Consider the following 25742-nt stretch of genomic DNA (forward strand, 5'->3'; position numbering starts at 1 on the left):
CAAGCTGCCGCCGTCCGGGCCCTCAGGCCGGACGGCGAGCCAGCAAAGTGGCAAAGCGCAGTTGAATGCGCTTGCCCTCCGCATCCTTCCGATGCAGCGTACCCAGATCCTCATTCGATTTCAGAATTTCCCAATCTGCGTATAGCCCCGCCAGTTCGCCTTCCCGGAAGGTGAAGGGAAACGGCACCGGGCACGGGCAATCCTGAGTATCCATCGCCGCGACGATCAGGTTCAAACCGCCAGGAGCAGTCGCCTCACGCATTCGGGCAATCAGCGGATGCACGGTTTCGGGTTGCAGGAACATCATCACAACGGTGGACAGGATGAAGTCGTACGCACCGCCCAGCGCCAGCCCCGGCTCGTCCAGATTCGCGACATCCGCCGTTACGCCACCCCAGCCTTCCTGCCCGGCAACTTCGCGCAACTGTGCAATGCTGCCTGCATCTTTGTCCCAGGCTGTAACCTCATGCCCTTGCATGGCCAGGTACAAGGTATTGCGCCCTTTGCCACACCCCAGGTCCAATACCTTGCAGGCACGAGCGGGAAGGTGTTGCGCGGCTTCCAGCACCTCGGAATGCGTGCGGGTCCACCCATGTTTCTTGGACAGGTAGTCCGCAGGCTCGCACAGGAATGCCAACTGGCACTGGATGTCCGGGCTGAAGCCGGCAATCCTGTGCCATTGTTGTGGTTCGATCAGCGGCGGCTGGGCGTCCTGCGTGCAGTGCAGGGTTTCCAACAGCTCACCCTGCCCATCCGTCAGGGCAAAATCCAGCGAGCCGCGCAGGATCGTCAGCTTCGCCCAGGTTCCCGCCTTGGTATTGTGATTCCGCTGAAACGCTTCGGGCAAGGTCCCGGCGTCCCAGACCGGCAGGGTTTTGTAGCAAAGCAGCGCGTCCATGTTTCTCTCCTGAGCGCGGGCCGGCGGCGCCCGATGGAGCCACCGCCCTGATTCGACCCGTACGGCACAGGCCCGGGTACAAGCTTCGATTATCACCCGTCACCGCCCCGCAAGGGCGGTACGGATGACAGCTACGGCCACCGGCCAGTCAATGCCGCGCCGCTTCGTTGATGCCGAATCCAGTCTGGGCCTGAATGAACTGGCGCTCGAACCCTTCGCGTTCCCTGGCGATACCGGCACTGCGGTCCAGCCTGGACACCACATAGCACACGAGGAAAGCCAGCGGCATGGAGAATAGCGCCGGGTGCTCATAGGGGAAGATAGCCGCGGGGAAGCCCAGCACGCTCTGCCACACGGCGGGCGACAGAATGACCAGTGCCACCGCCACCACCAGGCCCGTCAGCCCGCCCCACAGCGCCCCACGCGTTGTTAGGCCCTTCCAGCTCATGGCAAGGATCAATACCGGGAAGTTGGATGAAGCCGCAACGCCGAAGGCCAGCGCCGTCATGAACGCAACATTGATGTTCTCGAATACCAGCCCGAGCACGATGGCCGCCAGGCCTATGCACAGCGTGGCGATTTTCGATACCCGGATTTCGCTCTGCTCATTGGCCCTGCCCCGGCGCAATACCATCGCATACAGATCGTGCGATATCGCCGACGCTCCCGCCAGTGCCAGGCCGGAGACCACCGCCAGGATAGTGGCAAAAGCCACCGCAGACATGAAACCCAACAGCAGATTTCCGCCGACCGCGTTGGCCAGATGCATGATCACCATGTTGCTGCCCCCAAGCAGCGCGCCCGACAGATTGCCATCCACGAAATAGACCGGATTGCCGCCGACGATCACGATGGCAGCCAGCCCCATGACGACGACAATCAGGAAGAAATAGCCCACGAAGCCCGTGGCATAGAACACCGAACGGCGGGCTTCCTTGGCGTTGGTCACGGTAAAGAAGCGCATCAGGATATGCGGCAGGCCCGCAATGCCGAACATCATGCCCAGGGACAGCGAAATCGTGGAAATCGGATCGGACAGCATGCGCCCCGGCTCCAGGATCGCGGCGCCCTGCTTGCTGGCAGTCACGACGTCGCGCAACATCTGGCCCAGGCTGAAATCGAAATGCTGCATGGTCAGCAGCAGCATGACAGTTCCCCCGGCCAGCAGCAGTGTTGCCTTGATGATCTGCACCCAGCTTGTCGCAATCATGCCGCCGAACATGACATAGACCACCATCAGCGCCCCGACGATGAATACCGCGTACTTGTAGTCCAGCCCGAACAGCAACTGGATCAGTTGCCCGGCCCCGACCACCTGCACGATCATGTAGAACAGCACCACCGTCAGTGAACCCAGCGCCGTCAGGATGCGCATGCGGGTTTCGTCCAGCCGGTAGGAAATAATGTCCGCGACAGTGAAGCGCCCGAGATTGCGCAGGCGCTCGGCCAGCAGGAACAGCACGATGGGCCAGCCGATGAAAAAGCCAACGGCAAAAGGCAGCGCGTCATAGCCCCGGAAATAGGCAATGCTGGAGATCCCCAGCAGCGTCGCCGCGGACATATAGTCGCCTGCGATCGCCAGCCCGTTCTGAAAGCCCGACAGGCCACCGCCAGCGGTGTAGAAATCCGATGCGCTGCTGGTGCGGCGGGCAGCCCACCAGGTGATCAGCAATGTAATGCCCACGAACGCCAGGAAGATGGCGATCGCCGAGGCATTGGGGCCGGGACTTCCGGCAGCGGCCAGCGCGGCCCCTGGCAGCAGCAGCGCCGCCAGCGCGGCAGGAATAGCAAGCTTGGCGGGTTTCATTGCACGGACTCCTGCAGGATTTCCTGGCTCAGGCGATCGAACCGGGTGTTGGCGAACCAGGCGTAGACGCCGGTCGCCAGCCATGCCATGACGATGATGCCGGCGCCCAGCAGGCCTCCGACATTGAGCAGCGTGCCGTCATACAGCGGCCTGGCGAGCCAGTGCGGCCGCAAGATGCCGGCCATCAGGTAGCAGAAGAAGCTGCCCAGCACCAGCAGCGTCAGCGTCCACGCCAGACGCTGGCGGCTGCGCACCAGTTGCGCGAGCTTGGGGTTGCGGTATATCCGCAATTGTTGTGGATTCAAGGTTTGTCTCCTTCCCGCTTCAGCGGGTTGTTATGGATATGAACAGCAGGGAAACCGGGTTCGGGCGACTCAATCGCGCAGGAAATCCAGCACCAGGCGGTTGAATCGCTCGGCGTGCTCCCATTGCGCCCAGTGGCCGCAGTGATTGAAGATGTGAAGTTCCGAATGGGGAATGCCCGCCACAAGCCGCAGCCCGGTATCCAGAGGGACGAAACGGTCATTGCGGCCCCAGACGATCAGCGTGTGCGACTCGATACTGCCCAGGCGCGGGCCGACATCTGGAAACTGGCGCGGATTGGCATCCAGGCTGGCCACGAAGTTCTCCAGGTGGTCGCGCCGGCGCAGCATGTTCTCCAGGCGCTGCTGGAACAGTTCTTCGGTCAGGTCGCTGGAATCGAAGACGAATACCGCCATCATCTTCCTGAGGTTCTCCAGCGTGGGCTCGCGGTACAGCCCCTGCAGCAGCTTGATGCCTTCGGCCGGCATGGGCACGAAGGAACTGATGCCACCAGTGCCGCCTCCCATCAACACCAGTTTGCCGACCCGCTGCGGGTTCTGTAGCGCCAACGCCACCGCGCTGTGTCCACCCATGGAATTGCCCAGGAGATGCACCTGCTCCAGTCCCAGCGCTTCCAGCAGGCGGTCCAGCACACGGGCATTGAGATCCGAGCGCGACCCGGTACAGACCACCGAATCACTTTTGCCCCACCCCGGACAGTCCATCAGGATGACGCGGTAGCCGGCAGCCACCAGTGGGTCGATATTCCGGCTGAAGTTGGCCCAACCAGTCGCGCCCGGACCCGAGCCATGCAGCATCACGACGGTTTCGGCTCCCTGGCCGATATCGTTGTAATGGATCTGCAGCGCAGTACCCTCGTCCTGAATGCGGGCAAAACGGCTACTGGATGCTTCGGTGTAGTTCGTTGCGGAAGCCATCATGTTCGGTACTCCTTTCCAGTGAAGAATGTCGGCCGAGGGCCTAGGTGTTCCACCCCGGGACCTCATGGGCAAACCCCGGGGGAAGAAACATAAAAACGGATGGAAAAACAGCAAGGGGAAAAATCAGGCTGCCATCGGCCGGGCCGCCAGGGCGCCGAAGCCGGCAATCCACTCCGGGATGGGCCGGTAATAGGCATCCAGCGCCTCGTAACCGCCATAGGCGGACAACGCGGCAAAGGCAGCCACCCAGGTTTTCACCTCATGGGTGGATTTCCCGGCCTGGCGCGAGACATCCGCATTGCTCAGCCCATCAAGCTCGGCCGCCCTGCCCTGCGCCAGCGTGTCCATGAACGCACGGTCCCACGCCGGATTGAGCGGATGCAGGCTGCTCTGGTCTTCGACGAACCTCAGGGCCGCGTCTATCACCCTTTGCTGGCGCGCGGCACGCTCCGCTGCCGGCAAATGCCGGCCGCTGCCCAACAGACGATCGCGGATGTGGGCGTCGGCTGTTGCCAATTCCGGCACCGGCGGCTGGTGCGACAAACCGCCAGAGCCGATGAAAAGCGTCCTTTTGCCGGTATCGCGGATGAAACGTCCCACCGCAGCACCCAAGGCCCGCGCACGGGCGAAAGTCGGCAAAGGCGCTGCTACGGCGTTGATGAACACTGGAATGACCGGACGCACCGCAATGCCACCCAGCAGATAATCGAGTGGCTGGGAAAAGCCATGATCCACCTGCATGGAATAGGACATGGCCACATCCACGCCTGCCTCCAGCACGGCCTGGGCACAGTCGAGCGCCAATGCCTGGGGCACGTCAAACGGCCCTGCAGGGGTGCCGAAATCCCCAATGGCATGGGCTTGCATGCCGATGCAGAAGGGCGGCATGGCGTCATAGAAAAAACCATTGAAGTGATCAGGCGAAAACAACACGACCAGTTCCGGGTCGAAACTAGCGATCGCCTCGCGCGCCTGGGCGATGACGCCCTGGACTTCGTCCAGGACGCAGACCGGCGGATCGACATGGCCAACCAGCGGCGTATGGGACAGGCATTGCACTCGTGCTTGCATGATAGGAATGTCTCCCGTTGAAACGGTTTTCGTTATGAAGGCTTGAACAACTTGGGCCGTGCATGGCATGGCTGCCGGCAACCGGCCGGCATACGCAAACACCTGGGCTGGCAGCCTGCACGCCCGGACTGCCACCAGCCATGGCGATGCGAACTGTCAGTCGCTGCAAAGAAATCGTCGTTGTTGAACCATGTCGGCCATGGCGACACCGGACGCCCTCCCCCCTTCCGCCGGACTGCCGTTGCCTTGAACTACGCAGCCCCTCACAGAAGAGGCGCCCGCACGGCTGCAAGGCAGGCTTGTGCATCGGTCCTTAGCCGCACGCCACCCGGAGCGCCGGGCCAGCATGGCAAGCGCGCAGGCAACAACCAGGCGAGCCGATGCCGGCCACATGGCCAGGGCTAGCCGCCACACCACAGCGCGGCGGCAGCGTCAATGTCAGGACAATGAACGGGATGAATGGTGGAAATGGCCTTTCCGGCTACCGCCAGAGGCAGGCACGGCGCGTATCAGGCGGGCAAGGCCCGACTCAGATTGCGCAGGCTTTGCTGGGTATCGGCCAATACCGCCGGCTCGATGCAGGCACGCCGCGCAATCAGTTCCCTGGCGCTACGCATCTCCCTGCCCTGGTTGACCGTAATCGCAGCCACCAGCTCATCGCCACGCAGGCCCAGCAACATGCAGGGCCCGGCGCCCAGGGCGCCGCGCACGACCCAGCGCTCGGCGTGCATATCGCCTGCCAGCTGAATATTCAGACCGCATTGGTCCGTCCAGTACCAGGGCACGATATCCTCGGGCAGCGCCAGGCCGAGAATGCCGCGTGCGGCCAACTCTGCCTGCCAGTTGGCGTTCTCCCAGGTTTCGCGGCGCTGGTATGGGCGCCCGGCTTGCTCCTGGCGTGCTGCCACGTCACCGATGGCATAAACATCCGCATGAGAACTGCGGCAAGCCCGGTCAACCAGAATGCCGTTCTCGACCGCCAGGCCGGCGGCACAGGCCAATTCGACGTTTGGCTCAACACCTACGCCATAGGCAATCACGTCACCCTCCAGGCAGGTGCCGTCAGACAAGGCCAACCGCAGGCCGACGGCCGTGCGTTCGGCCGACACCACCTGCGCTCGCATGTGCAGGGCCACGCCGCGCTCTCGGTGGGTTTCGCACAGGAACTCGGCCAGCAAGCGAGGAGTGGCGCGCATCATAGGCAGCTCGGCCGGGTCTACCAGCGCTACCTTCACCCCGAGATCCACGGCTGTCGAGGCAAGTTCCAGGCCGATCACGCCAGCGCCCACCAGGATCAGGCGCCGGCCAGCCTGCAATGCGGCTTGCAGCGCGGCAGCATCTTCCAGTGTGCGCAGGGTGTGCACACCTTCGCCCAGCGCATCCAGCACAGGCAGGCGCCGCGCCCTGGCGCCTGTTGCAAGTACCAATTGGTCGTATGCCAGCGTCTCGCCATCATCCAGGCTGACCGTCTTTGCCTGGATATCCAGCGACTTGACGGCAACTCCCAGGCGCAGCTCGATGCCATGTTGCCGATAAAAGCCGTCTGCATGGATAGCGCAAGGCGTTGACGCCGGTTGGAGCAACATGTCCTTGGAAAGTGGCGGGCGTTCGTAAGGCACATGCGGTTCATCGCCCACCAGCGTGATCCGCCCGGTATGGCCGAGCTGGCGCAACTGCGCCGCAACCATCGCGCCGGCCTGCCCCGCACCGATAATGATGATGCCTGTTTCTTTCATGATTTTTGTCTCCTGTCCCTGTTTTTCTTGTATTGGTGCCGGCCTCTGGGGCATCGGCTACTGCCATCCTGCAGGCCCGCATTTTCGGTACCCGCCCTGCCTCTGCGGCACACGCCTGTACCGACAAGCTGCCTCTACAGATCCAACCCGCCGGCCACGTGACGTATGCCCCGTATGCCCAGGCCGGCGTCGGCCTGTATCATGACCCCGCTGAGCACCCGGTTGTTGGCGCGCGATGCCAGCAATACATACGGGCCGGTGAAGTCCTCGGCTTGCGGAAAAAACTGCAGCGGCAGGATGGCGGCGATGGCGTCCGGCGTCCGCGAATCCATGATGCGCATTTCCTGCTGCCCCAGGGCCGCAGGCCCGCGCAAGTCACTGGCCATGCCACACGGCCCGACGCCGTTGACGCGCACTTTGGGTGCCAGTTCAAAGGCCAGTTGGCGGATCAAGCCCACTGCGGCATGCTTGCTGGCGGTATAGAGCGGCCCGCCGCCTTCCGGATAGAAGGCCGAGTTGGACAACGTGAAGATCATGCTGCCGCCGGAAGCCAGCAAGGCCGGTGCCGCTGCCCTGGCACCCAGCAGGTAGCCCTTGAGATTGACCGAGAACAACTCGTCGAAGCCCTTTTCCAGCTGCTCCTGCGTCATGCCCATCAGACTCAGGCCGTGGTCCCAGATGGCCGCGTTGCCGACAAAGCAATCCAGCTTGCCCCAGCGCGCCATGGCCGCCTCCACCGCTCTCTGGTTATCGGCTCCGGAACACACATTGCCCTGCACTGCCACGACCGCCGTGCCAAAACAGGACTGCAGGGCAGCCACCTTGTCGGCATTCAGTTCCAGCACCGTGACCTGCGCGCCTTCGTCCACGAAGCGCTGTACCAGCGCCAGCCCCAGGCCTGAGCCGCCGCCTGTCACCAGGATGGATTCATTCTTCAACCAGCCCATCACGCCGTCTCCGGAATTTCCACGTAGATCGTGCCTGCATCAACGACCACGGGATAGGTATTCAAGGGCTCCGTCGCGGGCTGGCACAGCGCCACGCCGGTCTTGAGACAGAAACGCGCCGCGTGCAGCGGACATTCCACGGTCCCATCGTCTTCGATATAGCCTTCCGACATGGAGGCATTGCCATGGCTGCAGCGGTCCGTCACCGCATACAGCTCGCCGGCGGAACGGATCACGGCAATATGGCTGACTGGCGAATCTATCTTGACGGCCTCCCCTTCGGGCAAGGCGTCGTCAGGACAAACGGCAATACGTGGCATGAGGCAATCTCGTCTTGAGGAATATGGCGCCAGCCGCCCGGCAGGCCAGCGGCGCCAGAATGCGTCACAGATCCGGCCGGCCCCGGCTTGCACTTGCACGCCGGGCCCGCACGGGTCAGAACAGAACGCTGAGGTTATGGGAAGTCATCACAACCTGATCCAGGGTGATATGGCGACGGCACAGCTGCCAGCCGGCGGCCTGTGGCGCCCTGCGCACCCGGTCTTGCCGCATGCCGGCGTAGAACACCTCGTCGCGCTCCTTCTGCGCCCGGTACAGGATGAAGTTCAGCCTCACCTCGTACTCGTCGGGCAGTGCCGATTCCCGCACCCGCAAGTTGGTAATCAAATGGCGCGTGCGCGACGGTGGCTCCTCGGCCCAGGCCATGCCGGTCTCCAGGCGGGCGATGCGTCGCTCCAACTGGAACTTGGTATCGTTGAATACCCAGGTTGTAGGCGGCTGGACACTGCGGCGACGATCACGCGTCTGTGCATTGACCGTCGTGCGCATGGTGTATTCGATATCTTCGGCCAGCAGATCGAGCCAGTCGCGAAACTCCCAGTCGTCCAGCAGTTCCGCTTCCAGGTAGAGGAACTGCCCGATTTCATGGTGCAACGCCAGCGAGGCCACCTTGCCTTGTTCCATGGTTTCCACGGTTGTGCTCATTTCACCAGCTCCTCGGTATATTGGCGGGTGCGCTCCTGGACTTCTTCCCAGTTTGCCGACAACAGCAGGTCGGCCCAACGGCGGTACATGCCTCGCGCTGCGGTTTCCGAAAAAATGTAGTTGGTTACCCCGGGAATGCCATCTTCCCGCAGGCGTTCGCGTCCCAGCCCCATTTCCAGGCAAAGCTTGCTGTTGCGGGCACGCTTGCCGCGCAGGACTTTCTGTACTTCCACCCAGTTTTCGGAATCATCCTGCTCCAGGAAACCAGCCGGGCCGAAGGCGCGCGTTGCGCTGCGTTCGAACGCAGCCTTCACGTCGTCCGGCGCCGCCTTGTCGGCGATACAGAAAGCCCAGACTTCCACCTGGTTCGGGCCTCTCGGGTGCCAGACCCGCAGCGTTGCCGTGCCGTTGAGCCAGGAGAGCGTGGGGAACATGTTGTTGTGGCCGGCCAGGCGCAGGGCACGCACCTCGCCCAGGCGCGCCAGCGCTTCCGGGTAGGTATCACGGAAGTACTGCGACACTTCGCCGTCGACCCAGACATTGGCATCCGGCTTTTCCGTGAAGAAAAAGCCGCAACCATGTCCATCCTGGCCGAACTGCACCGCATCCTTGGCGGTTTCCCAGACCGGCCTGGCCGTCTGGCCTGCACCCAGCGCCTTGTCGGCCTCGCTTTTGGCGCCCAGCACCTGGACGGCCGAGGCATGGCTGAACAATGCGTGGTATTGATCGCTGGCGAATTGCTCTGCCGGGAATTTCCAGTTGCAGTCGATCACCCACTTGTGCGGACCGCCGATGATCTCGGTGCCGCCTTCGCGGCGATCCAGCACCCCATCCAGGTACCAGGCGATATCGCCCATGTACTCCCGCAGGCCGGGCGCGCTCGCGTCCCAGTTGCCGAAGATCAGGCCCTTGTAGGTCTCGATGCGGGTCACTTCCTGCAATCCCCACTTTTCCTTGCACAGGCCCTGCGGATAGGCTCGGGATTCCAGCGGCACTTCCACCAAGGCACCATCGACGCCATAGGACCAGCCATGGTACGGACAGGTAAAGGCGCGGGTATTGCCGGAATCCGCGAAGCTGACGCGCATGGACCGATGGCGGCACTGGTTCAGGAAGGCCTTGATGGAGCCATCCTTCTGGCGCACCACGACAATCGGGTCTTCCCCCATATAGGTATTGAAGAAATCGCCGGCCTTGGGAATCTGGCTTTCATGCGCCAGGAACAGCCAGCAGCGCCCGAAAATCCTTTCCAATTCCAGTTCATAGATCTCGGGATCGGTATAGATGGACGGGGTGACGCGGCCGTTTTGCGCATCCACCAAGGCCTCTATATCCCGCAGCGTGCTATTGGACATGCTTTGTCTCCTTGTTCTGCATGGTTCCCAGTGCTGATCTGTGCAGCACTTGAGGGCAAATTGTCAGCAAAGCTGCAGTCTCTGTAAAATAGTTGTTTCATCTCTATTAAGACGTACAACCTATTAATACAGCCATGGAACTAAGACATCTAAGATATTTCATTGCCGTGGCTGAGGAATTGAGCTTCACTCGCGCCGCACAACGACTACACACCTCCCAGCCTTCACTGAGCCAGCAAATCATCCACCTGGAAGAAGAGATCGGATTCCCGCTGCTCGAGCGCACTAAACGGCGCGTCGAACTGACCGAGGTCGGCAAAGTTTTCCTGACCGAGGCGCGCCAGGCGCTGATGCAGGTAGACAATGCCGTCACCCGCGCCCGCCGCGCTGGCCGGCACACCGAACAGACCCTGAAGATATGTTTTGTGCCATCAGCAGAGATCCGGATTTTTCCGTCCATCCTGCCAGAGCTGCGCATGCACTATCCGACCTTGAACATCAGCCTGCACAGCCTGATCAACGACGAACAGGAACCGGCGCTGCTACGCGGCGATATCGACGTCGCCTTCCTGCGCCCGCCGCTGCAATCCAGCGAACTGGTCACTCATCTGGTCTATACCGAACCGCTGCAGGTCTTTCTGCCCGCCAGCCATCCACTTTCCGCCATGCGCCGGATCACGCCGCAGATGCTGGACGGCGAGCCGCGCATTGCTTCCGATCCGGCATTCACCCGGCCGCTGTACGACCTGGTGGAAACCTTTCTGGAACGCCATGGCGTCAGGAGCCCCATCGTCCAGCAGGCCTCCAACATTCTGTTGAACGTGAATCTCGTGGGTGCCGGGATAGGCTATGCCCTACTGCCCGCCTATGCCGCCACAATGGCCGGACATTCCGTGTGCGTGCGCCAGTTCGAAAGCAATGCCCCGGAAATCGACCTGATCATGGCGTATCGGGCAAACAACCCGTCGCCATTGCTGCCGACCTTGCGCCAGCTGGTTTGCCCTGACAACGGCAACGACCGCTTCCATATCCCGCCGCAAGGCAGCGCCGGCACAACCGAGCGCACTCCGCAGGCCTAGATGGAGGATGTCAGCCGGCTGCAACATGGGCAACATGCGCTGCGGCTAGAATCGCGCCATGCTTGCCAGCAAGTGCGCCCCAACAGGCACCCGAGCAGGCGCCGTAAAGAGAGCCCCAGACGGAAACCATGAACGCCATTCAGAATATCAACCTGCCTTCCCTGCTCGATACCCTGGTCAGCCTGAGTGCTGCCTTCATCCTGGGCAGCATCATAGGGATCGAACGCCAGTACCGCCAGCGCACCGCCGGATTGCGCACCAATGTCCTGGTTGCGGTCGGCGCGGCATTATTCGTTGACGTGGCGTTCCGGCTGCACGATGCGGATGGCGCAGTACGCGTCATCGCCTACGTGGTTTCGGGTGTCGGTTTCCTGGGCGCGGGCGTCATCATGCGCGAAGAAGGCAATGTACGCGGGCTCAATACCGCGGCAACATTGTGGGGCTCGGCCGCCGTCGGCGCAGCGGCAGGCTCGGACCTGCTGATCGAAGCGATCCTGGGCACGGTCTTCGTCCTGGCGGCCAACACACTGTTGCGCCCGGTCGTCGACGCCATCAACCGGCAGCCGCTCGATACCGAATCCGTGGAAGTCACCAATTCGCTACAAATGATCGTCGACCGTGCCCACCAGAAGCACGTCATGCAGCATCTCAAGGACGAACTGGCACGCTGCAGCTTCCCGAAGCAGGAACTGGAAATCGAGCCTTTCGGGCAGGATGAAGTCAAAATCGAGGCCACGCTGGCCTCGACTTCGGTAGACGGAAAAATCCTCGATACACTGGTGCAGCGCCTGGCTGCGGTGCACGGCGTGCGCCAGGCCTTCTGGAGCCCCAGCACACGCGAATAGGCAAGATTTCCCCGTCAGCGCAGCAACGGCTTACTGCTGAGCCGCTGCGGGACGCAGCAGTTGCAGCATGGCCTGCGCAGCTTCGGCGCTCTGCACCGGAACCGGCAGGAATCCCTGGTCGTAAACGGCATTGATCTGCGGCACGGCCACAATCTGGTCGCGCATGCTGAGGATCAGGTAGTTGCCTTGCGCCCGGCTGGTCACCGTTGCCAGCTTCTGCGCGCCCTGCTCATTGAAGTCGAAACGCAGGAACACCTGGCCCTGGTTGTTGCGCACCGGCAGGACCTGCTGCAGATCTTGCTGTGTAAACACTGGTTGCGGCAAGGCATACAGGCGGGTATTCGGGTTCAGCACGACCTCGGACAGCCCTTCCGCAGGCTGGGCCTGTGCCAGGAAGAAGCTGACGGCAGGCGCGCTATTGGCTGCCGGCGCCTGGGCCACTGCCCTGGCAGCCTGCTGCTGTTGTTGCTGTGCTGCCGCCTGCTGGGCGGCATCCGGCTGCGCGTCCTGACGCACCGGAGCGGTCTGCTGGCAGGCGGCCAGCAACACAGCACCCAGCACCGTCAGGCCACGGCAGGCCGCTCGCTTGGAAAAAATCGTTTTCATCGCCATCGTCATCGCTAGACTCCACTGATTGACACGGCAGGCGCCTCAACGCGAGCCGCAAAAAATTCTGTTCAATTCCGTTGCCGGAAAAAAGAAACGGAAGCCACCGGCGACCTGCTCGATGCCGTTGCTTCCGCCCATACATCACTGAGACTGTTTTCTGTTGATTCCAGCAGGACAGCCGGCGCGGCTGCAGACCATCATGGCTGCGCCGGCTGCGCTTCGCGGCCTCAACGGATACCGCTGGCCTGGATATCCACTCGGCGGTTCGGCGCCAGGCAAGAGATCAGTTCTGCACGGTTGTCCTGATCGCACTGCACCAGCGGTTGGCGCGGACCATAGCCGTAGGCACGGATATTGGCGGCCGGAATGCCGTTGGCGACCAATTCGTGGCGCACCGCGTCCGCACGGCGCTGCGACAGCAGGTCATTGGAGGCCACGCTGCCAATACGATCGGTATGACCCACCACTTCCAGCTGATCAATGGTCTTCTGTTGCTTCAGCTCACGGGCGATTTCCGCGATGCGGCTGCTGCCGGCCGCCGTCAGCGTCGCGCTGCCGAAGGCAAAACCGACGTCGCTGCCCAGCGAATACTTCTGCGGCGCCACGACGACAGGCGCAGGCGACGGCGTCGCGTCAGCCTGGGGACGGCAATCCTCAGGCGCCCAGTAGAAGCTGCGCGCCACCTTGTCAGAATCAAACAGAATCTTGAATTGGCAGGTTTTGATGCCTTCGGCGGTACGGAAGTGGAACAGATAATCCCACTCACGCACCTGGAAACCTTCGGCGAAATGCGGGCGGCCCAGCAAGTCATAGATCTGGTCGCGCGTCACGCCATCCTGCACCTGGTTCAAGTCGGCCAGGTTGGGAAAAGTGCCGGTATGCAGCGTTACCTTCTCTGCTTCCGGGAATACCGGTTCGTCGGTCTTGCCATCGCGATCGACGTTACTCAAGGTGCCGCAGCCGGCCAGCAGCACGGCGGCGGCCAGGGGCGCTGCCCACAGCGCACGGCGGTTAGAAACGATCTTCATGAAAAATATCCTTTGAAATTCGGGAAGTCTGGAGGTGATCCACCGGCAGGCATGCTCGCCTGCCGGTGCATGCTCCCGGCCGCAGCCGGGAGCACTCGAAGCTCAACCGGCAGTGATTACCACTGGTAACCCACACCAACCGCGCCACCGAAGTCACCGCGCGAGCTGGTATTGCCAGACAGCTTCATCACCCACTTGCCATTGTCGGAAATCGTCGAGACACCGATGGCAAAGCCGGATTCCCCATTCCAGGTACCACCAGCAATCGCAGCCATGCTCTTGCCCGGCAGGTAAGCCTGCGGCAGGCCTGCGGTCGCCATGGCGGCCGCGACACCTGCGCTCAGCTTGTTGTCGAGCTTGTGCAGGTCGCCGCGCACGCTGTTGACCTGGTTCTGCAGATTGCCGGTTGCCGCTTCCAACTGACTCACGTTCACTGCGTCGTTGGGCGCCTGGCCAGCCGCGACGTTGACGATGCGCTGGTCACGCATGTCGATGCCGTTCTGGTTCAGGACCGGACCGTTCTCGATCACCACTTCCTTGGCATTCACCGTATCCGCCGTCACGGTCGTGGCCGTCACGGAATCCACAGTGATGTCCTTGGCCAGGCCCACGGTCACATTGTTGTTGCCGTCAGCCGTGGTTTCACGAGAGATCTCGATATTGCTGCCGCCAACGAAGTTGACCGTCTTGCCCGGAGCAACCTTGCTCGAACCCTCACCGTTGGTGTCGATCTGCCAGCCGGCATTGGCCACTTCCGCAACATTGTCGATCTTCGTGTTGAGCTCGTTGTTCACGCCGTTCAACGCATCATTGACATTGTTGTAGGTGTTGCCGCCCACGTTCAGCTCGGTCACCAGCTTGCCGTCCTCGAACTTCGAGTTACCGCCCATGCCTTCCGCGATGCTGTCGCCCATTTCCTTGATCTGGCTGCCGTTGACGGCATCCGTGCTGTTCTCGGAAATTTCGCCACGCGCCACGTTGGTGATGGTGGTACCGCCGGTCTTGCCGCCGTCCGTCGACACATCGCCTTCCAGGGTGATCTTGCTCTTCGGATCGCCGACGTTACCGTCATACTTCACCGCACGATCATCCAGGTTGCCGACCTGCTGCTCGACATCCTTCAACTGGCTGACGTTCACCGCGTCTGTCAGGTCCGTGCCTGCCGCAACGTTGGTGATCTTCATGCCGCCGGCATTGATGCCGGTTGCTGCAGAGATGATCACATTACCGGCACGCAGGCCATCACTGCTCAGGAACACATCGTTGCCCACCTTAACGCCGTCATTGTTCATGACGGTCTGGCCGGTAGTCACCGAATCCAGGTCCAGGTCGCGGCTCATCTTGACGACGACGTTGTTACCCGTCTTGTCGATGATGATGTTGCCATCGTCATCGGTCGAGAAGTCGACCACATCACCCGGCTTGACCTGGCTCTGATCCTGGCGTGCATCGCCATTGACCGACAGTTGCCAGCCGGTGTTGGCAATGGTTTCGACGTCCTTCAGCTGCCCCAGGTTGACCGCATGGTGGTTCTCCGTACCGGCTGCCACATTGGTAATCTGCAGGTCGCCCGCATTGATGCCGCCAGTGGTCACGCTCGGGCCGCCAGCAATGATGAGGCCGGTATTGTTCAAGGTCACATCGCCGCCCACCTTCACGCCGGCGTTGTTCACAACGGTATCACCCGTCGTCACGCTGCCATTGGCGCCCAGGTCCAGGTTGTCGGCCAGTGCGATTTCCACGCCATTGGCGGTGGTCTTCGTGCTGATATTGGCGTTCGACCCCGTGAAGGCCACTTGCTGACCCAACTTGCGATCCAGCGGTGCGCCAGATTCCGCCACGAAGGTCAGCGGCGTGTTAGCCAGTTCATCCAGCTGGTCCTTGTTGACTGCGTCCGAACCATCCGTGCCCTTGGCCACATTGGTGATCTTGTTGCCACCCATGTTGACCGTCGTGCCGCCTGCCACCTTGATATCGCCTTCCTTGACGATGAGGGTGCTGTTACCCAGGTTGGTCGTACCGCCCACCGTCAGGTTATTGCTGACGTTGACCGTGCCCAGGTTCAGGGTGTCGGACAGGCCGAACGTCACCTGATGCGGATTGGTGTCCGTACCCTTGGCGACGACAATGTTGCCATCGGCGTCAGTCAGATCCACCGTGTCACCCGGCTTGACGTTGGTCGAGTTCGTGCCGTTAGCCGTCACGTTCCAGCCCATATTGGCCACGTTTTCCACGCCCTTCAACTGGCTCACGTTCACCCCGTCGGTGTCGGCCACACCGGCCTTCACGTTCTGGATGATCTTGTCGCCAGCGTCTATGCCGCTGTTCGTCACGCTCGGGCCGTTCGCGATCACCAGGCCGGTATTGCCCAGGTGCACGTTCTGGCCCACCTGCACGCCACTGTTGTTGATCAGCGTATTGCCCGTCTTGACGCTATTCAGATCCAGGTCATCAGCCAGCGCGATTTCCACGCCGTTGGCGGTGGTCGTCGTGCTGAGATTGGCGTTCGAACCGGTAAAGGCCACCTGCTGGCCCAGCTTGCGGTCCAGCGGCGTGCCGGAGTCCGCCACGAAGGTCAGCGGGGTATCCGCCAGGCGGTCCAGCTGGTCCTTGTTCACGGCATCCGTGCCATCCGTTCCTTCGGCCACATTGGTGATCTTGTTGCCACCCATGTTGATCGTGGTGTTCGGTGCGTAGGTCACATTGCCCTTGTTCACCACCAGCGTGCTGTCGCCCAGGTTCGTCGTGCCAGCCACCGTCAGGTTGTTGCTGACATTGACCGTGCCCAGCTCCAGCGTATCCGCCAGTGCGAACGTCACGTTCCCGTCGGCTGCCCCCTTGGTGATGTCGATGTTGCCGTCCGAGGACGACAGATCCACGCTTGCACCCGGCGCCACGTTCGACTGATTGCCGCCTTCCGCGCTCAGGTTCCAACCACTGTTGGCCACGGCGGCAACATCATTGAGTTGGCTCACGTTCACGGCATCGGTGTCGTCCGAACCGGCAGCCACATTCGTGATCTTCGCGCCACCGGCGTTGATGCCGGTCTTGGTCACGCTCGGGCCGCCAACGATGCTCAGGCCGCCATTGTTGACCGTCGTATCACCCAGCTTGATGCTGCCGGCGCTGCCCAGGTCCAGGTTCTTCGCCAGTTCGATCTCGATGCCGTTGGCAGCCGTCGTCTTGGTGACGATGTTGCTGTCTGCACCATTGATCGCCAGCGTTTCGCCCAGCTTGCGGCTAACGTCGCTACCCTGGTCTGCCGAGAAGCCCAGCGGACGGTTCGCCACGTCGAACAGCTGGCTGCCGTTGACCGCTTCCTGACTCGTCGAGGAAACCTCGCCCGCGCCCACGCCGCCAACCTTGTTGCCACCCATGTTGACCGTGGTATTCGGGTTGACCGTCAGGTGGTTGCTGATGTTTGCACCGCCTGCCAGCGTCGTCGCGCCAGCCACGTTGAGCGTGCCGCCCACCGTGCTGTTGCCCGCCACGCTGCTATTGCCGCCCACCGTCAGATTGTCCTTGATCGACACGCTGTCGGCCAGGCCAAATGTCACCTGATGCGGATTGGTGTCCGTACCCTTGGCGACGACAATGTTGCCATCGGCGTCAGTCAGATCCACCGTGTCACCCGGCTTGACGTTGGTCGAGTTCGTGCCGTTAGCCGTCACGTTCCAGCCCATATTGGCCACGTTTTCCACGCCCTTCAACTGGCTCACGTTCACCCCGTCGGTGTCGGCCACGCCGGCCTTCACGTTCTGGATGATCTTGTCGCCAGCGTCTATGCCGCTGTTCGTCACGCTCGGGCCATTCGCGATCACCAGGCCGGTATTGCCCAGGTGCACGTTCTGGCCCACCTGCACGCCACTGTTGTTGATCAGCGTATTGCCCGTCTTGACGCTATTCAGGTCCAGGTCGTCAGCCAGCGCGATTTCCACGCCGTTGGCGGTGGTCGTCGTGCTGAGATTGGCGTTCGAACCGGTAAAGGCCACCTGCTGGCCCAGCTTGCGGTCCAGCGGCGTGCCGGAGTCCGCCACGAAGGTCAGCGGGGTATCCGCCAGGCGGTCCAGCTGGTCCTTGTTCACGGCATCCGTGCCATCCGTTCCTTCGGCCACATTGGTGATCTTGTTGCCACCCATGTTGATCGTGGTGTTCGGTGCGTAGGTCACATTGCCCTTGTTCACCACCAGCGTGCTGTCGCCCAGGTTCGTCGTGCCTGCCACCGTCAGGTTGTTGCTGACATTGACCGTGCCCAGCTCCAGCGTATCCGCCAATGCGAACGTCACGTTCCCGTCGGCTGCCCCCTTGGTGATGTCGATGTTGCCGTCCGAGGACGACAGATCCACGCTTGCACCCGGCGCCACGTTCGACTGATTGCCGCCTTCCGCGCTCAGGTTCCAGCCACTGTTGGCCACGGCGGCAACATCATTGAGCTGGCTCACGTTCACGGCATCGGTGTCGTCCGAACCGGCAGCCACATTCGTGATCTTCGCGCCACCGGCGTTGATGCCGGTCTTGGTCACGCTCGGGCCGCCAACGATGCTCAGGCCGCCATTGTTGACCGTCGTATCACCCAGCTTGATGCTGCCGGCGCTGCCCAGGTCCAGGTTCTTCGCCAGTTCGATCTCGATGCCGTTGGCAGCCGTCGTCTTGGTGACGATGTTGCTGTCTGCACCATTGATCGCCAGCGTTTCGCCCAGCTTGCGGCTAACGTCGCTACCCTGGTCTGCCGAGAAGCCCAGCGGACGGTTCGCCACGTCGAACAGCTGGCTGCCGTTGACCGCTTCCTGGCTCGTCGAGGAAACCTCGCCCGCGCCCACGCCGCCAACCTTGTTGCCACCCATGTTGACCGTGGTATTCGGGTTGACCGTCAGGTGGTTGCTGATGTTTGCACCGCCTGCCAGCGTCGTCGCGCCAGCCACGTTGAGCGTGCCGCCCACCGTGCTGTTGCCCGCCACGCTGCTATTGCCGCCCACCGTCAGATTGTCCTTGATCGACACGCTGTCGGCCAGCTTGACCTTGACCTGGCCGTTATCCACCAAGGTGACGACATTGGTGTCGCCGCCGACCACGTCGACCGCTTCACCCAGTTTTTTCTGCACCGTCTGGCCATCTTGAGCCTTGAGCGCAAAGCCCTCGGTGATGATGTCCTGCTTGGTGGAGTTCAACTGATTAACGTTGACGGCATCCGTTCCCAGGGTGCCTTCCGCCACGCCATGCAGCTGATTGCCGCCGAAGTTGACGTTGGTAGACGGGTTGACCGTCAGATTGTTGCCAATGGTGGCGCCACCTGCCAGCGTCGTGCTGCCAGCTACTTGTAGCGTGTTGTTCAGCGTCGTGGAACCGGCCACGTTCAGCGTACCGCCCACCGAGCTGTTGCCCGCAACGCTGCTATTGCCGCCTACCGTCAGGTTCTGGCTGACATTGACGTTATCCGCCAGACCAACCACCAGCTTGCCATTTTGTACGGCCGTTTCAATATTGCCGTCGCCGACGATCGGTGCAGACTCGCCCAGGCTCTTCTGGATCTTGTTGCCCGATTCATCTTCGATCGCGAAGCCCAACGTGGTCAGATCACCGCTCACCTGCTTGAGCTGGTCTTCGGTAGCCGCCTGGCCGCTCGTGAAGCTATTGGCATTGAAAGTCTTGTTCGTCAGACCATTGACCGTACCGGTGCTGCTGTTGACGGTAACGGTGTTAGAACCGTTGCTGACGCTCAAGGAGCCAGCGCCGACGTTGGTGACATTGCCTCCATTGGCGATCTGCACACCAGCATTGTTCAGCGTCGTATCGCCCGTCTTGACACTACCTGCGCTGCCCAGGTCGAGGTTCTTCTTCAAGGAATAGGCGATGGTCGTGGTATTGCCCGAGGTCGAGCGCGTCACGTCCAGATTGTTTTCACCAGTCGCCAGGCCGATATCCACGATATCACCATTAGCTGAGCTGACATGGGTGGTATTTGTCGTGCCGCTGGTGTTGCCGGTGGCGATGTTCCAGCCCGTGGACTTCAGTTGTGCCACGTTGACGGCATCGGTATCTGCGGTACCTGCTGCCACCCCGGTAATCTGGCGACGCACCGAATCCGAACCAACAGCAACAGCAGCAGCTGTGCTGACGGTCGCCGAAACGGCATTCAGATTGGACAACGTGTTGTGACCGGCATTGGCCGCATAACCGGCGACACCCGCAGCTGCAGTAGAAGCACTGCCCGAGCCGATGGCCACGCCGCCAGCGTTCGCCACGGAAGCGCCATTGCCCAGCACGAAGGCGTCACCGACGTTCAGGTCATTGCCATTGCCGACAACGAAGGAGTTGGCAGCCGTGATCTGGTTGCCATTACCAACGATGCGGCTGTTCGTGGCGCGATTCGTCAGCGTATTGTCGTTGCCGAATGCACCCGCACCAGCAGCCGCCACGCTATTTTCATTGCCAACCACGCTGGCGCCTGCACCACCGACCGTGTTTCCGGCGCCGCCCGCGAATGCCTGTGCGCCAGAAACCGTATTACCGGCCCCGACACCAGTCGCCTGCTTGCCGCTGACCTTGGCAGCGTCACCGATCGCCAGCGCCTGCTCTTCAGTTGCTTCCGCCGTGCGCCCCAGGGCGCTGGCATTCAGTGCCGTCGCCTTGGATGCCGTACCCACGGCGATCGAGTTGAAATTCTGCAAGGAGTCGTCCGGCACCAGCACCTGACGGCCAGATACCGCACCATCACCCAGTGCAATACCGCTATTGGCATACCCGTGGGCGTTCGTACCGGAAGCGATCGAATTGTTGCCCGAAGCCTGGGCATTCGTACCGCTGGCAAACGCATTGGTCGCAGACGCATGGGCATTGCTGCCGATAGCCGTTGCATCCTCGCCGGTGGCCGCTGCCTTGTAACCTTGAGCAATGCCACGGTCCTGGTTGACCGTTGCATCAAAACCCAGGGAAATGCCGTAGTCGGCCGACACTTCTGCGTCGGTACCAATCACAATGGCATTGTCTACCGTTGCGCCAGGAACCTTCACGTCAGCCTGTGCATTGGTCCCCATGACGATGGAATTTTCGCCGTTGCTGCGGGCTTCGCTGCCGATTGCGACACTGCGATCCCCATAGGCAAAACTGGTATTGCCCAGTACGCTGGACTGATTGCCCAGCGCATTGCTGTTGTAGCCAATAGCGGTCGCTTCGTTGCCTTCGGCGCGGGATTGCAGGCCGACGGCCACACCGGCATTCTTGGTCGCGCCGGCCTCCGGCCCGATCGCAATGGCGTCAGTGCCGGTAGCGCCGGAATTGTCGCGGTTCGTCGGGTTGACCGAATTTACGCTGTAGTACTTGGCGCCCTTTTCCGCGATTGCGGTGTTCATTTGGCCAACATTGACAGCATCTGTCGCTAGTGTGCCTGCCGTCACGTTATTGATCTGGCCGGCGGCGTTGTACTTGACTGCGTCAGCGGGCAATACGGAAACCACAGCGCCGCTACCCAGCAGTTCCAGGCCTTCGGCAACGGTATCCACCACGATATCCTGACCGTTGATATCCTTGCCTACCGTAATCTTGGAGTACTCGCCAGTGGTGCTATCAACGGTCACGCCAACCAGATTGGCCACGCTGATCTGCGAGGCCTTGAGCTGCCCGACGTTGACCGCATCATAGTTATTGGAACCATCAGCGACGTTAACAATACGGCGTTGCTGGCCCGCATTGCCCACAGAGACGACGCTGCCATCATTGAAGTTGCTGCCGGTCAGGAAACCCGTGCCTTGCGCATCGGTAAGCGTTGCCACTGAATTGGTGCCAAGCGCCACGCTGGCGCCCACTGCGTTGGCGTTGCGTCCCAGGGCCACGCCCTGCCCGCTGCTGACGTTCGAGTTCGTGCCGATGGCAATCGCGCCTTCGCTGGAAGCCACTGCGCCGTAGCCCGCAGCCACGGAATCGCGGCCAGCCTGCGTCAAGGCACCCAGTGCCACGGCGTGATCCGCTACGCCGATGTCCTTGTTGGCCTGGTAACCAATGGCGACAGTCAAGTCACCGTCCACACCCGAACCAGCTTGCGAACCCACAGCGATATTCTGGTCGCCGGAAACATTGGAGCCTGCACCGTAGCCCAGAGCAACCGTCTGATTGCCAACGACATTCTGGCCCGAACCGGTACCGATCGCGATATGCGACGTACGGTCATCGGCCAGTGTGCCTTGCGTGCCCTTGCCTGCATCGACACCCAGGGCGATGCTGTTAGGCGAGAGCGCGTTGGCGCCATTGCCGGCCGCCAGCGCATTCCCGCCAGCAGCAACAGCGTTGCCCAGCGCAACGGCGTTCGCACCGCTGGCGTTTGCACCTGCCCCCAGCGCCGCTGCATTGGCAGCGGAAGCTACGGAATTGCTACCCAGGGCCACGGCACCACTGCTGTCCTTGCCCTGAACGGCGGCATCGGTACCGATAGCAATGGCGTTCGTCACGAACTCGGAATCAACCGTCGCACGCTCGCCGACAGCGATAGAGCTTGCCCCCTTGACTAAACTATCAACACCAGCGGCAATCGAAGCCGCGCCCGCAGCGTTGGCATTCGGACCAATTGCAATCGCGTCGTCGCCCGTCGCTTGGGCATCGTCGCCATCGGACTTCACGCGGAAGTACTTGACACCCGAATAGCCGTCGGCCGTCGTCGTGCCGCCTTGCAGCAGCGCCAGGTCGTTTTGCAGATCAGCGATATTGGTATTGGCCGTCGAAACGTCCCCTTGCAGCGTCAAGATATTGTTCTTGGCCGTGGAGACGTCACCCTGCAACGTCGAAATGTTGCCCTGCGCCGTGGAGACATCGCCCTGCAGCGTCGAGATGTTGCCTTGCGCTGTGGAGACGTCACCCTGCAGCGTCGAGATGTTGCCTTGCGCTGTGGAGACGTCACCCTGCAGCGTCGAGATGTTGCCTTGCGCCGTCGAAAGGTCGCCTTGCAACGTAGTGATGTCGTTCTGAGCTGCGGACATGTCCACCTGCAGCGCCGCCACGCTACCCTGCACACCACTGATTTCCTGATTCGTTGCATGCAGCTGCTTGCCCGTCACTGCATCGCGGCTGGCGGCATCGACGGCGCCATCGTTCAGGCCGGTGATCGTGCCGCCCGTTGCGCCAAAATCAATTGTGCCGCCGTTAGTGAACGTGATCTTGCCAGCACCATTTTCAAAAATAATTTCAGCGCCATCCGTTACGACTGGCGTGGAGCCATCAAGGGTGACATCGGCCTGGGCAGCACCTGCCGCACCCAGCGCAGCAACCGCCAGGGTCACCTTGGCCAGCGTTTTAGCGCTGGAAGAACGCTTGCCCCGCGCCTTTACATTCTCTGCCACAGCCACAAACGTGCCCGTCGCTTCGCTCCATACATTACGGTATGCCTTGTTCATGAATAACCCTAATCAAGAAACCACCAGATCGAAACGGACTTTCCACTATCACAGTGTTCGGGTATGCCTGGCGAACCAGAAAACACGTGTGCCGCGATCGTTAACGGGTATCTACGGGCGTCCTGCCCATTGATACAGATAACTGCTGCGACACGGGCACGGCACTAGGCTGCACCCGAAACGCTCCGAATAACCAATGACATAGAAGAAGATCCGCAAACCTCTTCCCAGATACAGAAGAATCGCGGCTATGGTTTCATTTCAGATCAAAACACAACTAGGCGATTAGCGAAAACTCATGGTATATATGCGCAAAAATGGCTCACTTTGTCAATGTATGACATTATTAAAAAATAATTTCCGTGAACTTTGACATATGACGGAAACTGAACCCACAAAACAATTGCATTATTTTTCACTTGTCAAAAAACTTGCGTTAAGATTTTTCATCCTTGAATCCTGATATTTTTTAGGAAAACAATGAAAACAAAATGCCTTTCATCCGTCCCTAGTAATAAAAACGCCACACAGCCTGATGTCATTCTCTGACGCAATGTCCTTTGATGCTTCCTCTCTGCGACAGCAAAAAAAATCCGGCCCTAAGGGGCCGGCATCATTACCTTGTCGTGCTGCAACGTCAGACTCTTTCCGCGACTTCTCGTAAGCTATTCTTGCGAGCCATCCCGGGAGTCATCCCATAGAAGCGCCTGAAAATTTTGCCAAAGTAGACGGGGTCTGAAAAACCGCAGTTCCAGCAAATTTCGGAAACGCTCTGGTGAATGAAGTCGATACTCGTCAGCATCTCCCAGGCGCGCCGCATCCTTTTATCGCGCAAATAGGAAACAAAAGTTTCACCTTTCCCGTATTTGGAGAAAAGATTCTGGATATAGCGTGGCGAAATATCAAAATGGCTGGCCACGAAATCCGAAGACATCTCCGGATTAGCGTAGTTCTCCGCAATCCAGGCGCACAGCCGCTGGAACAGCACCTCTCCCTTGCTGCGCAGAGCGTCCTGGGCATCACTCTCCAAACCCTGCCCGCTCCTGGACTCAAACCCTCCCAGCAAGGCACGCCTGAGCAATGCCATAATGTGCTGTTCCAACATCAACCAGGCCGACTCATCGCGCACGGCCTGCGCCAGAATCTGCACATCCAGACTTTCAATATAGGCAGCCAGAATCCTCCCCCAGCCTACCTTGAGACGAATCTTTCCTGCTTGACGCATTAATAGCGTACGGTCATAAAGCGTCAACGCCTGACTAGGCAATACCAACATGCTGCCACGGAAATCATGAAAACCAGCGGCATCAATATCCCGGCTACGCATCAATGCCAGTTCACCTTCCGGGAAAACAACGAAATCCCCGCGGACCATAATGCTCCACTTCACGCGGGTATATATCAGCAACCAGCTATCTTCGGGCTCGGCACGTAAAGGAAAATCACCGACTTCATATTTCTTGATTTGCCCGCCATCATCCGTATCAACCTCGGCTGAGCATTGCGTTGCCAAATGTCGAGGAACGGATATCAGTGTGCGAAAAATCCGATCCCGGACCATGAACTCCAAAAAGCTGCCGAGAACATCCTGCTCCACTTTCCATGCAGGCATGGCAACTGAATAATTTAATAGCATGGCCTGATATTGCTCCATCCCTGATTAGAAGAATTGGCAACACCCTGAACCGACGCCGGAACCGGTACTGCCTTATTGTCTAGGATGGGATATTTCTTGAAACAAGAAATAGCATTTTTTTCACTTAATATAGGTCAAAAACGCAAAAAACCCATATGAAGTGTCAAACCATCTGCAATTTCTGATTAGACCTCGAAAAAATTCGAAATTTATAAACATCAAGGCCGATGATTTTAAAACCGACTGAAACAATTCACATCGGATACTCAAAAAAATAAGATCATTCTCTATATCGAGCCGTCCTCCTCCAACCCCCAGTCTCTAAAACGGGGAAAAAAGCGGAAAAACTCTGTGAAATCAGAACCACTGTGTTTTTTCGCTTTCCTCCTGGCCCCGGGATAAAAACATAACGACATTTTTAGAAAAATTTTGATACAAAAATCGGATTTTGTTTAAAAATTGCAAGAACAAGCCATCAAAGATTCAAGAATATAGAAAATTCTGATATGTTTACGGTTATCAAAAGCTACGGGGGAGATCAGCTATGTATCAGCACCGTGACAACAGTTCACAAGACTTTTGGGCATGGACTTCTATAGAGCAAGAACTCATAGACTACCAGCGGAAAGTCTACGGCAGTCATTCTCAGCTCCAAGCACCCATTCGCAAGCCGATTCTCAAAACAGCAACAGAGCAGCACCCTACAATAAAACGATATATTGTTACTCCTTGAATCTCGCGATTCTCCACCACGTTTCACCAGTAAATCGGGGCAACAAATAAAGTGCCCCGATAATTATTTCCAGAACAGTAATTGGCGATTTTGAAAAGCTGGGGAAAACCAGCCGCTAACCTCGACCTGGCTTCTACCCACAGCCCCTGCCGCCGCAAGACTTGACACCATGCTGGAAGGACGTTAATATTTAAAGCTTCACGACGGACGCCTTGAAGCCTTTCATAACGCTCAAAAACGGGATGAAACGTGTATACTTCGGGCCTCTGTGGTGCAAATGGCGCAATGGCAGAGTGGTTATGCAGCGGATTGCAAATCCGTGTACGTCGGTTCGATTCCGGCTTGCGCCTCCAAACAAATCAAAGGCTTACACGATCTGTGTAAGCCTTT

Annotated in this window: 16 protein-coding genes and 1 tRNA gene; 3 read left to right on the plus strand and 14 right to left on the minus strand. The window is 60.1% G+C overall.

What is annotated here, in order from left to right:
• Window positions 1-22 precede the first annotated feature (22 nt).
• The 10 genes from tehB to hcaE form a co-directional block, all read right to left on the minus strand.
• Entirely contained in the window at window positions 23-898 is an 876-nt protein-coding gene (gene tehB / locus ACEW7X_RS10140; RefSeq protein ID WP_068370737.1) for an SAM-dependent methyltransferase TehB, read from the minus strand.
• A 148-nt stretch (window positions 899-1046) separates the two neighbouring features.
• Window positions 1047-2705: a cation/acetate symporter ActP gene (gene actP, locus ACEW7X_RS10145; RefSeq protein ID WP_253595479.1), complete on the minus strand. Its 1659-nt coding sequence runs from the start codon at window positions 2703-2705 to the stop codon at window positions 1047-1049.
• Window positions 2702-3010, minus strand: a complete 309-nt coding sequence (locus ACEW7X_RS10150) for a DUF485 domain-containing protein (RefSeq protein ID WP_068370731.1) — start codon at window positions 3008-3010, stop codon at window positions 2702-2704. The genes actP and ACEW7X_RS10150 overlap by 4 nt, the downstream gene beginning before the upstream one ends.
• A gap of 69 nt (window positions 3011-3079) precedes the next feature.
• On the minus strand, window positions 3080-3946 hold the full coding sequence (locus ACEW7X_RS10155) for an alpha/beta fold hydrolase (protein WP_415358985.1): 867 nt from the start codon (window positions 3944-3946) through the stop codon (window positions 3080-3082).
• A 126-nt stretch (window positions 3947-4072) separates the two neighbouring features.
• Window positions 4073-5020, minus strand: coding sequence for a 3-carboxyethylcatechol 2,3-dioxygenase (locus tag ACEW7X_RS10160; RefSeq protein WP_253595480.1), 948 nt, complete (start codon window positions 5018-5020; stop codon window positions 4073-4075).
• Window positions 5021-5529: 509 nt separating this feature from the next.
• The gene (gene hcaD, locus ACEW7X_RS10165; RefSeq protein WP_257740538.1) at window positions 5530-6756 is read right to left on the minus strand and encodes a 3-phenylpropionate/cinnamic acid dioxygenase ferredoxin--NAD(+) reductase subunit; all 1227 of its coding nucleotides are present in this window, start codon (window positions 6754-6756) and stop codon (window positions 5530-5532) included.
• 134 nt (window positions 6757-6890) lie between these two features.
• On the minus strand, window positions 6891-7703 hold the full coding sequence (gene hcaB / locus ACEW7X_RS10170) for a 3-phenylpropionate-dihydrodiol/cinnamic acid-dihydrodiol dehydrogenase (protein WP_068370723.1): 813 nt from the start codon (window positions 7701-7703) through the stop codon (window positions 6891-6893).
• Window positions 7703-8023: a 3-phenylpropionate/cinnamic acid dioxygenase ferredoxin subunit gene (gene hcaC / locus ACEW7X_RS10175; RefSeq protein WP_068370720.1), complete on the minus strand. Its 321-nt coding sequence runs from the start codon at window positions 8021-8023 to the stop codon at window positions 7703-7705. The genes hcaB and hcaC overlap by 1 nt, the downstream gene beginning before the upstream one ends.
• 115 nt (window positions 8024-8138) lie before the next feature.
• On the minus strand, window positions 8139-8687 hold the full coding sequence (gene hcaF / locus ACEW7X_RS10180; protein WP_205704105.1) for a 3-phenylpropionate/cinnamic acid dioxygenase subunit beta: 549 nt from the start codon (window positions 8685-8687) through the stop codon (window positions 8139-8141).
• Window positions 8684-10042, minus strand: a complete 1359-nt coding sequence (gene hcaE / locus ACEW7X_RS10185; protein ID WP_068370714.1) for a 3-phenylpropionate/cinnamic acid dioxygenase subunit alpha — start codon at window positions 10040-10042, stop codon at window positions 8684-8686. Before hcaE ends, hcaF begins: the two co-directional genes overlap by 4 nt.
• 167 nt (window positions 10043-10209) lie before the next feature.
• On the opposite strand from hcaE, the gene ACEW7X_RS10190 reads away from it, so the two are divergent.
• The gene (locus ACEW7X_RS10190) at window positions 10210-11121 is read left to right on the plus strand and encodes a LysR substrate-binding domain-containing protein (RefSeq protein ID WP_420177169.1); all 912 of its coding nucleotides are present in this window, start codon (window positions 10210-10212) and stop codon (window positions 11119-11121) included.
• A gap of 128 nt (window positions 11122-11249) precedes the next feature.
• Window positions 11250-11966, plus strand: coding sequence for an MgtC/SapB family protein (locus ACEW7X_RS10195; protein WP_127774555.1), 717 nt, complete (start codon window positions 11250-11252; stop codon window positions 11964-11966).
• Between the two features lie 30 nt (window positions 11967-11996).
• On the opposite strand, the gene ACEW7X_RS10200 is transcribed toward ACEW7X_RS10195, so the two are convergent.
• The 4 genes from ACEW7X_RS10200 to ACEW7X_RS10215 all read right to left on the minus strand — a co-directional run bounded on the left by ACEW7X_RS10200 (window position 11997) and on the right by ACEW7X_RS10215 (window position 24637).
• The gene (locus tag ACEW7X_RS10200) at window positions 11997-12584 is read right to left on the minus strand and encodes a SecDF P1 head subdomain-containing protein (RefSeq protein ID WP_420177170.1); all 588 of its coding nucleotides are present in this window, start codon (window positions 12582-12584) and stop codon (window positions 11997-11999) included.
• 218 nt (window positions 12585-12802) lie between these two features.
• Complete coding sequence (locus ACEW7X_RS10205) at window positions 12803-13603, minus strand: OmpA family protein (protein WP_127774557.1); 801 nt, start codon at window positions 13601-13603, stop codon at window positions 12803-12805.
• Between the two features lie 116 nt (window positions 13604-13719).
• On the minus strand, window positions 13720-22983 hold the full coding sequence (locus ACEW7X_RS10210; RefSeq protein WP_420177171.1) for a YadA-like family protein: 9264 nt from the start codon (window positions 22981-22983) through the stop codon (window positions 13720-13722).
• 637 nt (window positions 22984-23620) lie between these two features.
• Complete coding sequence (locus tag ACEW7X_RS10215; RefSeq protein WP_130487414.1) at window positions 23621-24637, minus strand: AraC family transcriptional regulator; 1017 nt, start codon at window positions 24635-24637, stop codon at window positions 23621-23623.
• Between the two features lie 994 nt (window positions 24638-25631).
• On the opposite strand from ACEW7X_RS10215, the gene ACEW7X_RS10220 reads away from it, so the two are divergent.
• Window positions 25632-25705: transfer RNA gene (locus ACEW7X_RS10220), tRNA-Cys, on the plus strand.
• The last annotated feature ends 37 nt before the right edge of the window (window positions 25706-25742 follow it).

It is taken from the genome of Kerstersia gyiorum (assembly GCF_048595715.1).
GTDB classification, from domain to species: Bacteria; Pseudomonadota; Gammaproteobacteria; order Burkholderiales; family Burkholderiaceae_B; genus Kerstersia; species Kerstersia gyiorum.

What these genes read in the sequence shown, in the direction of transcription:
- ACEW7X_RS10205 (WP_127774557.1), bottom strand. Translation starts at nt 13,603, where the DNA reads ATGAAGATCGTTTCTAACCGCCGTGCGCTGTGGGCAGCGCCCCTGGCC.
- hcaB (WP_068370723.1), bottom strand. Translation starts at nt 7,703, where the DNA reads ATGGGCTGGTTGAAGAATGAATCCATCCTGGTGACAGGCGGCGGCTCA.
- ACEW7X_RS10195 (WP_127774555.1), top strand. Translation starts at nt 11,250, where the DNA reads ATGAACGCCATTCAGAATATCAACCTGCCTTCCCTGCTCGATACCCTG.
- hcaC (WP_068370720.1), bottom strand. Translation starts at nt 8,023, where the DNA reads ATGCCACGTATTGCCGTTTGTCCTGACGACGCCTTGCCCGAAGGGGAG.
- hcaD (WP_257740538.1), bottom strand. Translation starts at nt 6,756, where the DNA reads ATGAAAGAAACAGGCATCATCATTATCGGTGCGGGGCAGGCCGGCGCG.
- actP (WP_253595479.1), bottom strand. Translation starts at nt 2,705, where the DNA reads ATGAAACCCGCCAAGCTTGCTATTCCTGCCGCGCTGGCGGCGCTGCTG.
- ACEW7X_RS10215 (WP_130487414.1), bottom strand. Translation starts at nt 24,637, where the DNA reads ATGGAGCAATATCAGGCCATGCTATTAAATTATTCAGTTGCCATGCCT.
- ACEW7X_RS10200 (WP_420177170.1), bottom strand. Translation starts at nt 12,584, where the DNA reads ATGACGATGGCGATGAAAACGATTTTTTCCAAGCGAGCGGCCTGCCGT.
- ACEW7X_RS10160 (WP_253595480.1), bottom strand. Translation starts at nt 5,020, where the DNA reads ATGCAAGCACGAGTGCAATGCCTGTCCCATACGCCGCTGGTTGGCCAT.
- hcaE (WP_068370714.1), bottom strand. Translation starts at nt 10,042, where the DNA reads ATGTCCAATAGCACGCTGCGGGATATAGAGGCCTTGGTGGATGCGCAA.
- hcaF (WP_205704105.1), bottom strand. Translation starts at nt 8,687, where the DNA reads ATGAGCACAACCGTGGAAACCATGGAACAAGGCAAGGTGGCCTCGCTG.
- tehB (WP_068370737.1), bottom strand. Translation starts at nt 898, where the DNA reads ATGGACGCGCTGCTTTGCTACAAAACCCTGCCGGTCTGGGACGCCGGG.
- ACEW7X_RS10210 (WP_420177171.1), bottom strand. Translation starts at nt 22,983, where the DNA reads ATGAACAAGGCATACCGTAATGTATGGAGCGAAGCGACGGGCACGTTT.
- ACEW7X_RS10155 (WP_415358985.1), bottom strand. Translation starts at nt 3,946, where the DNA reads ATGGCTTCCGCAACGAACTACACCGAAGCATCCAGTAGCCGTTTTGCC.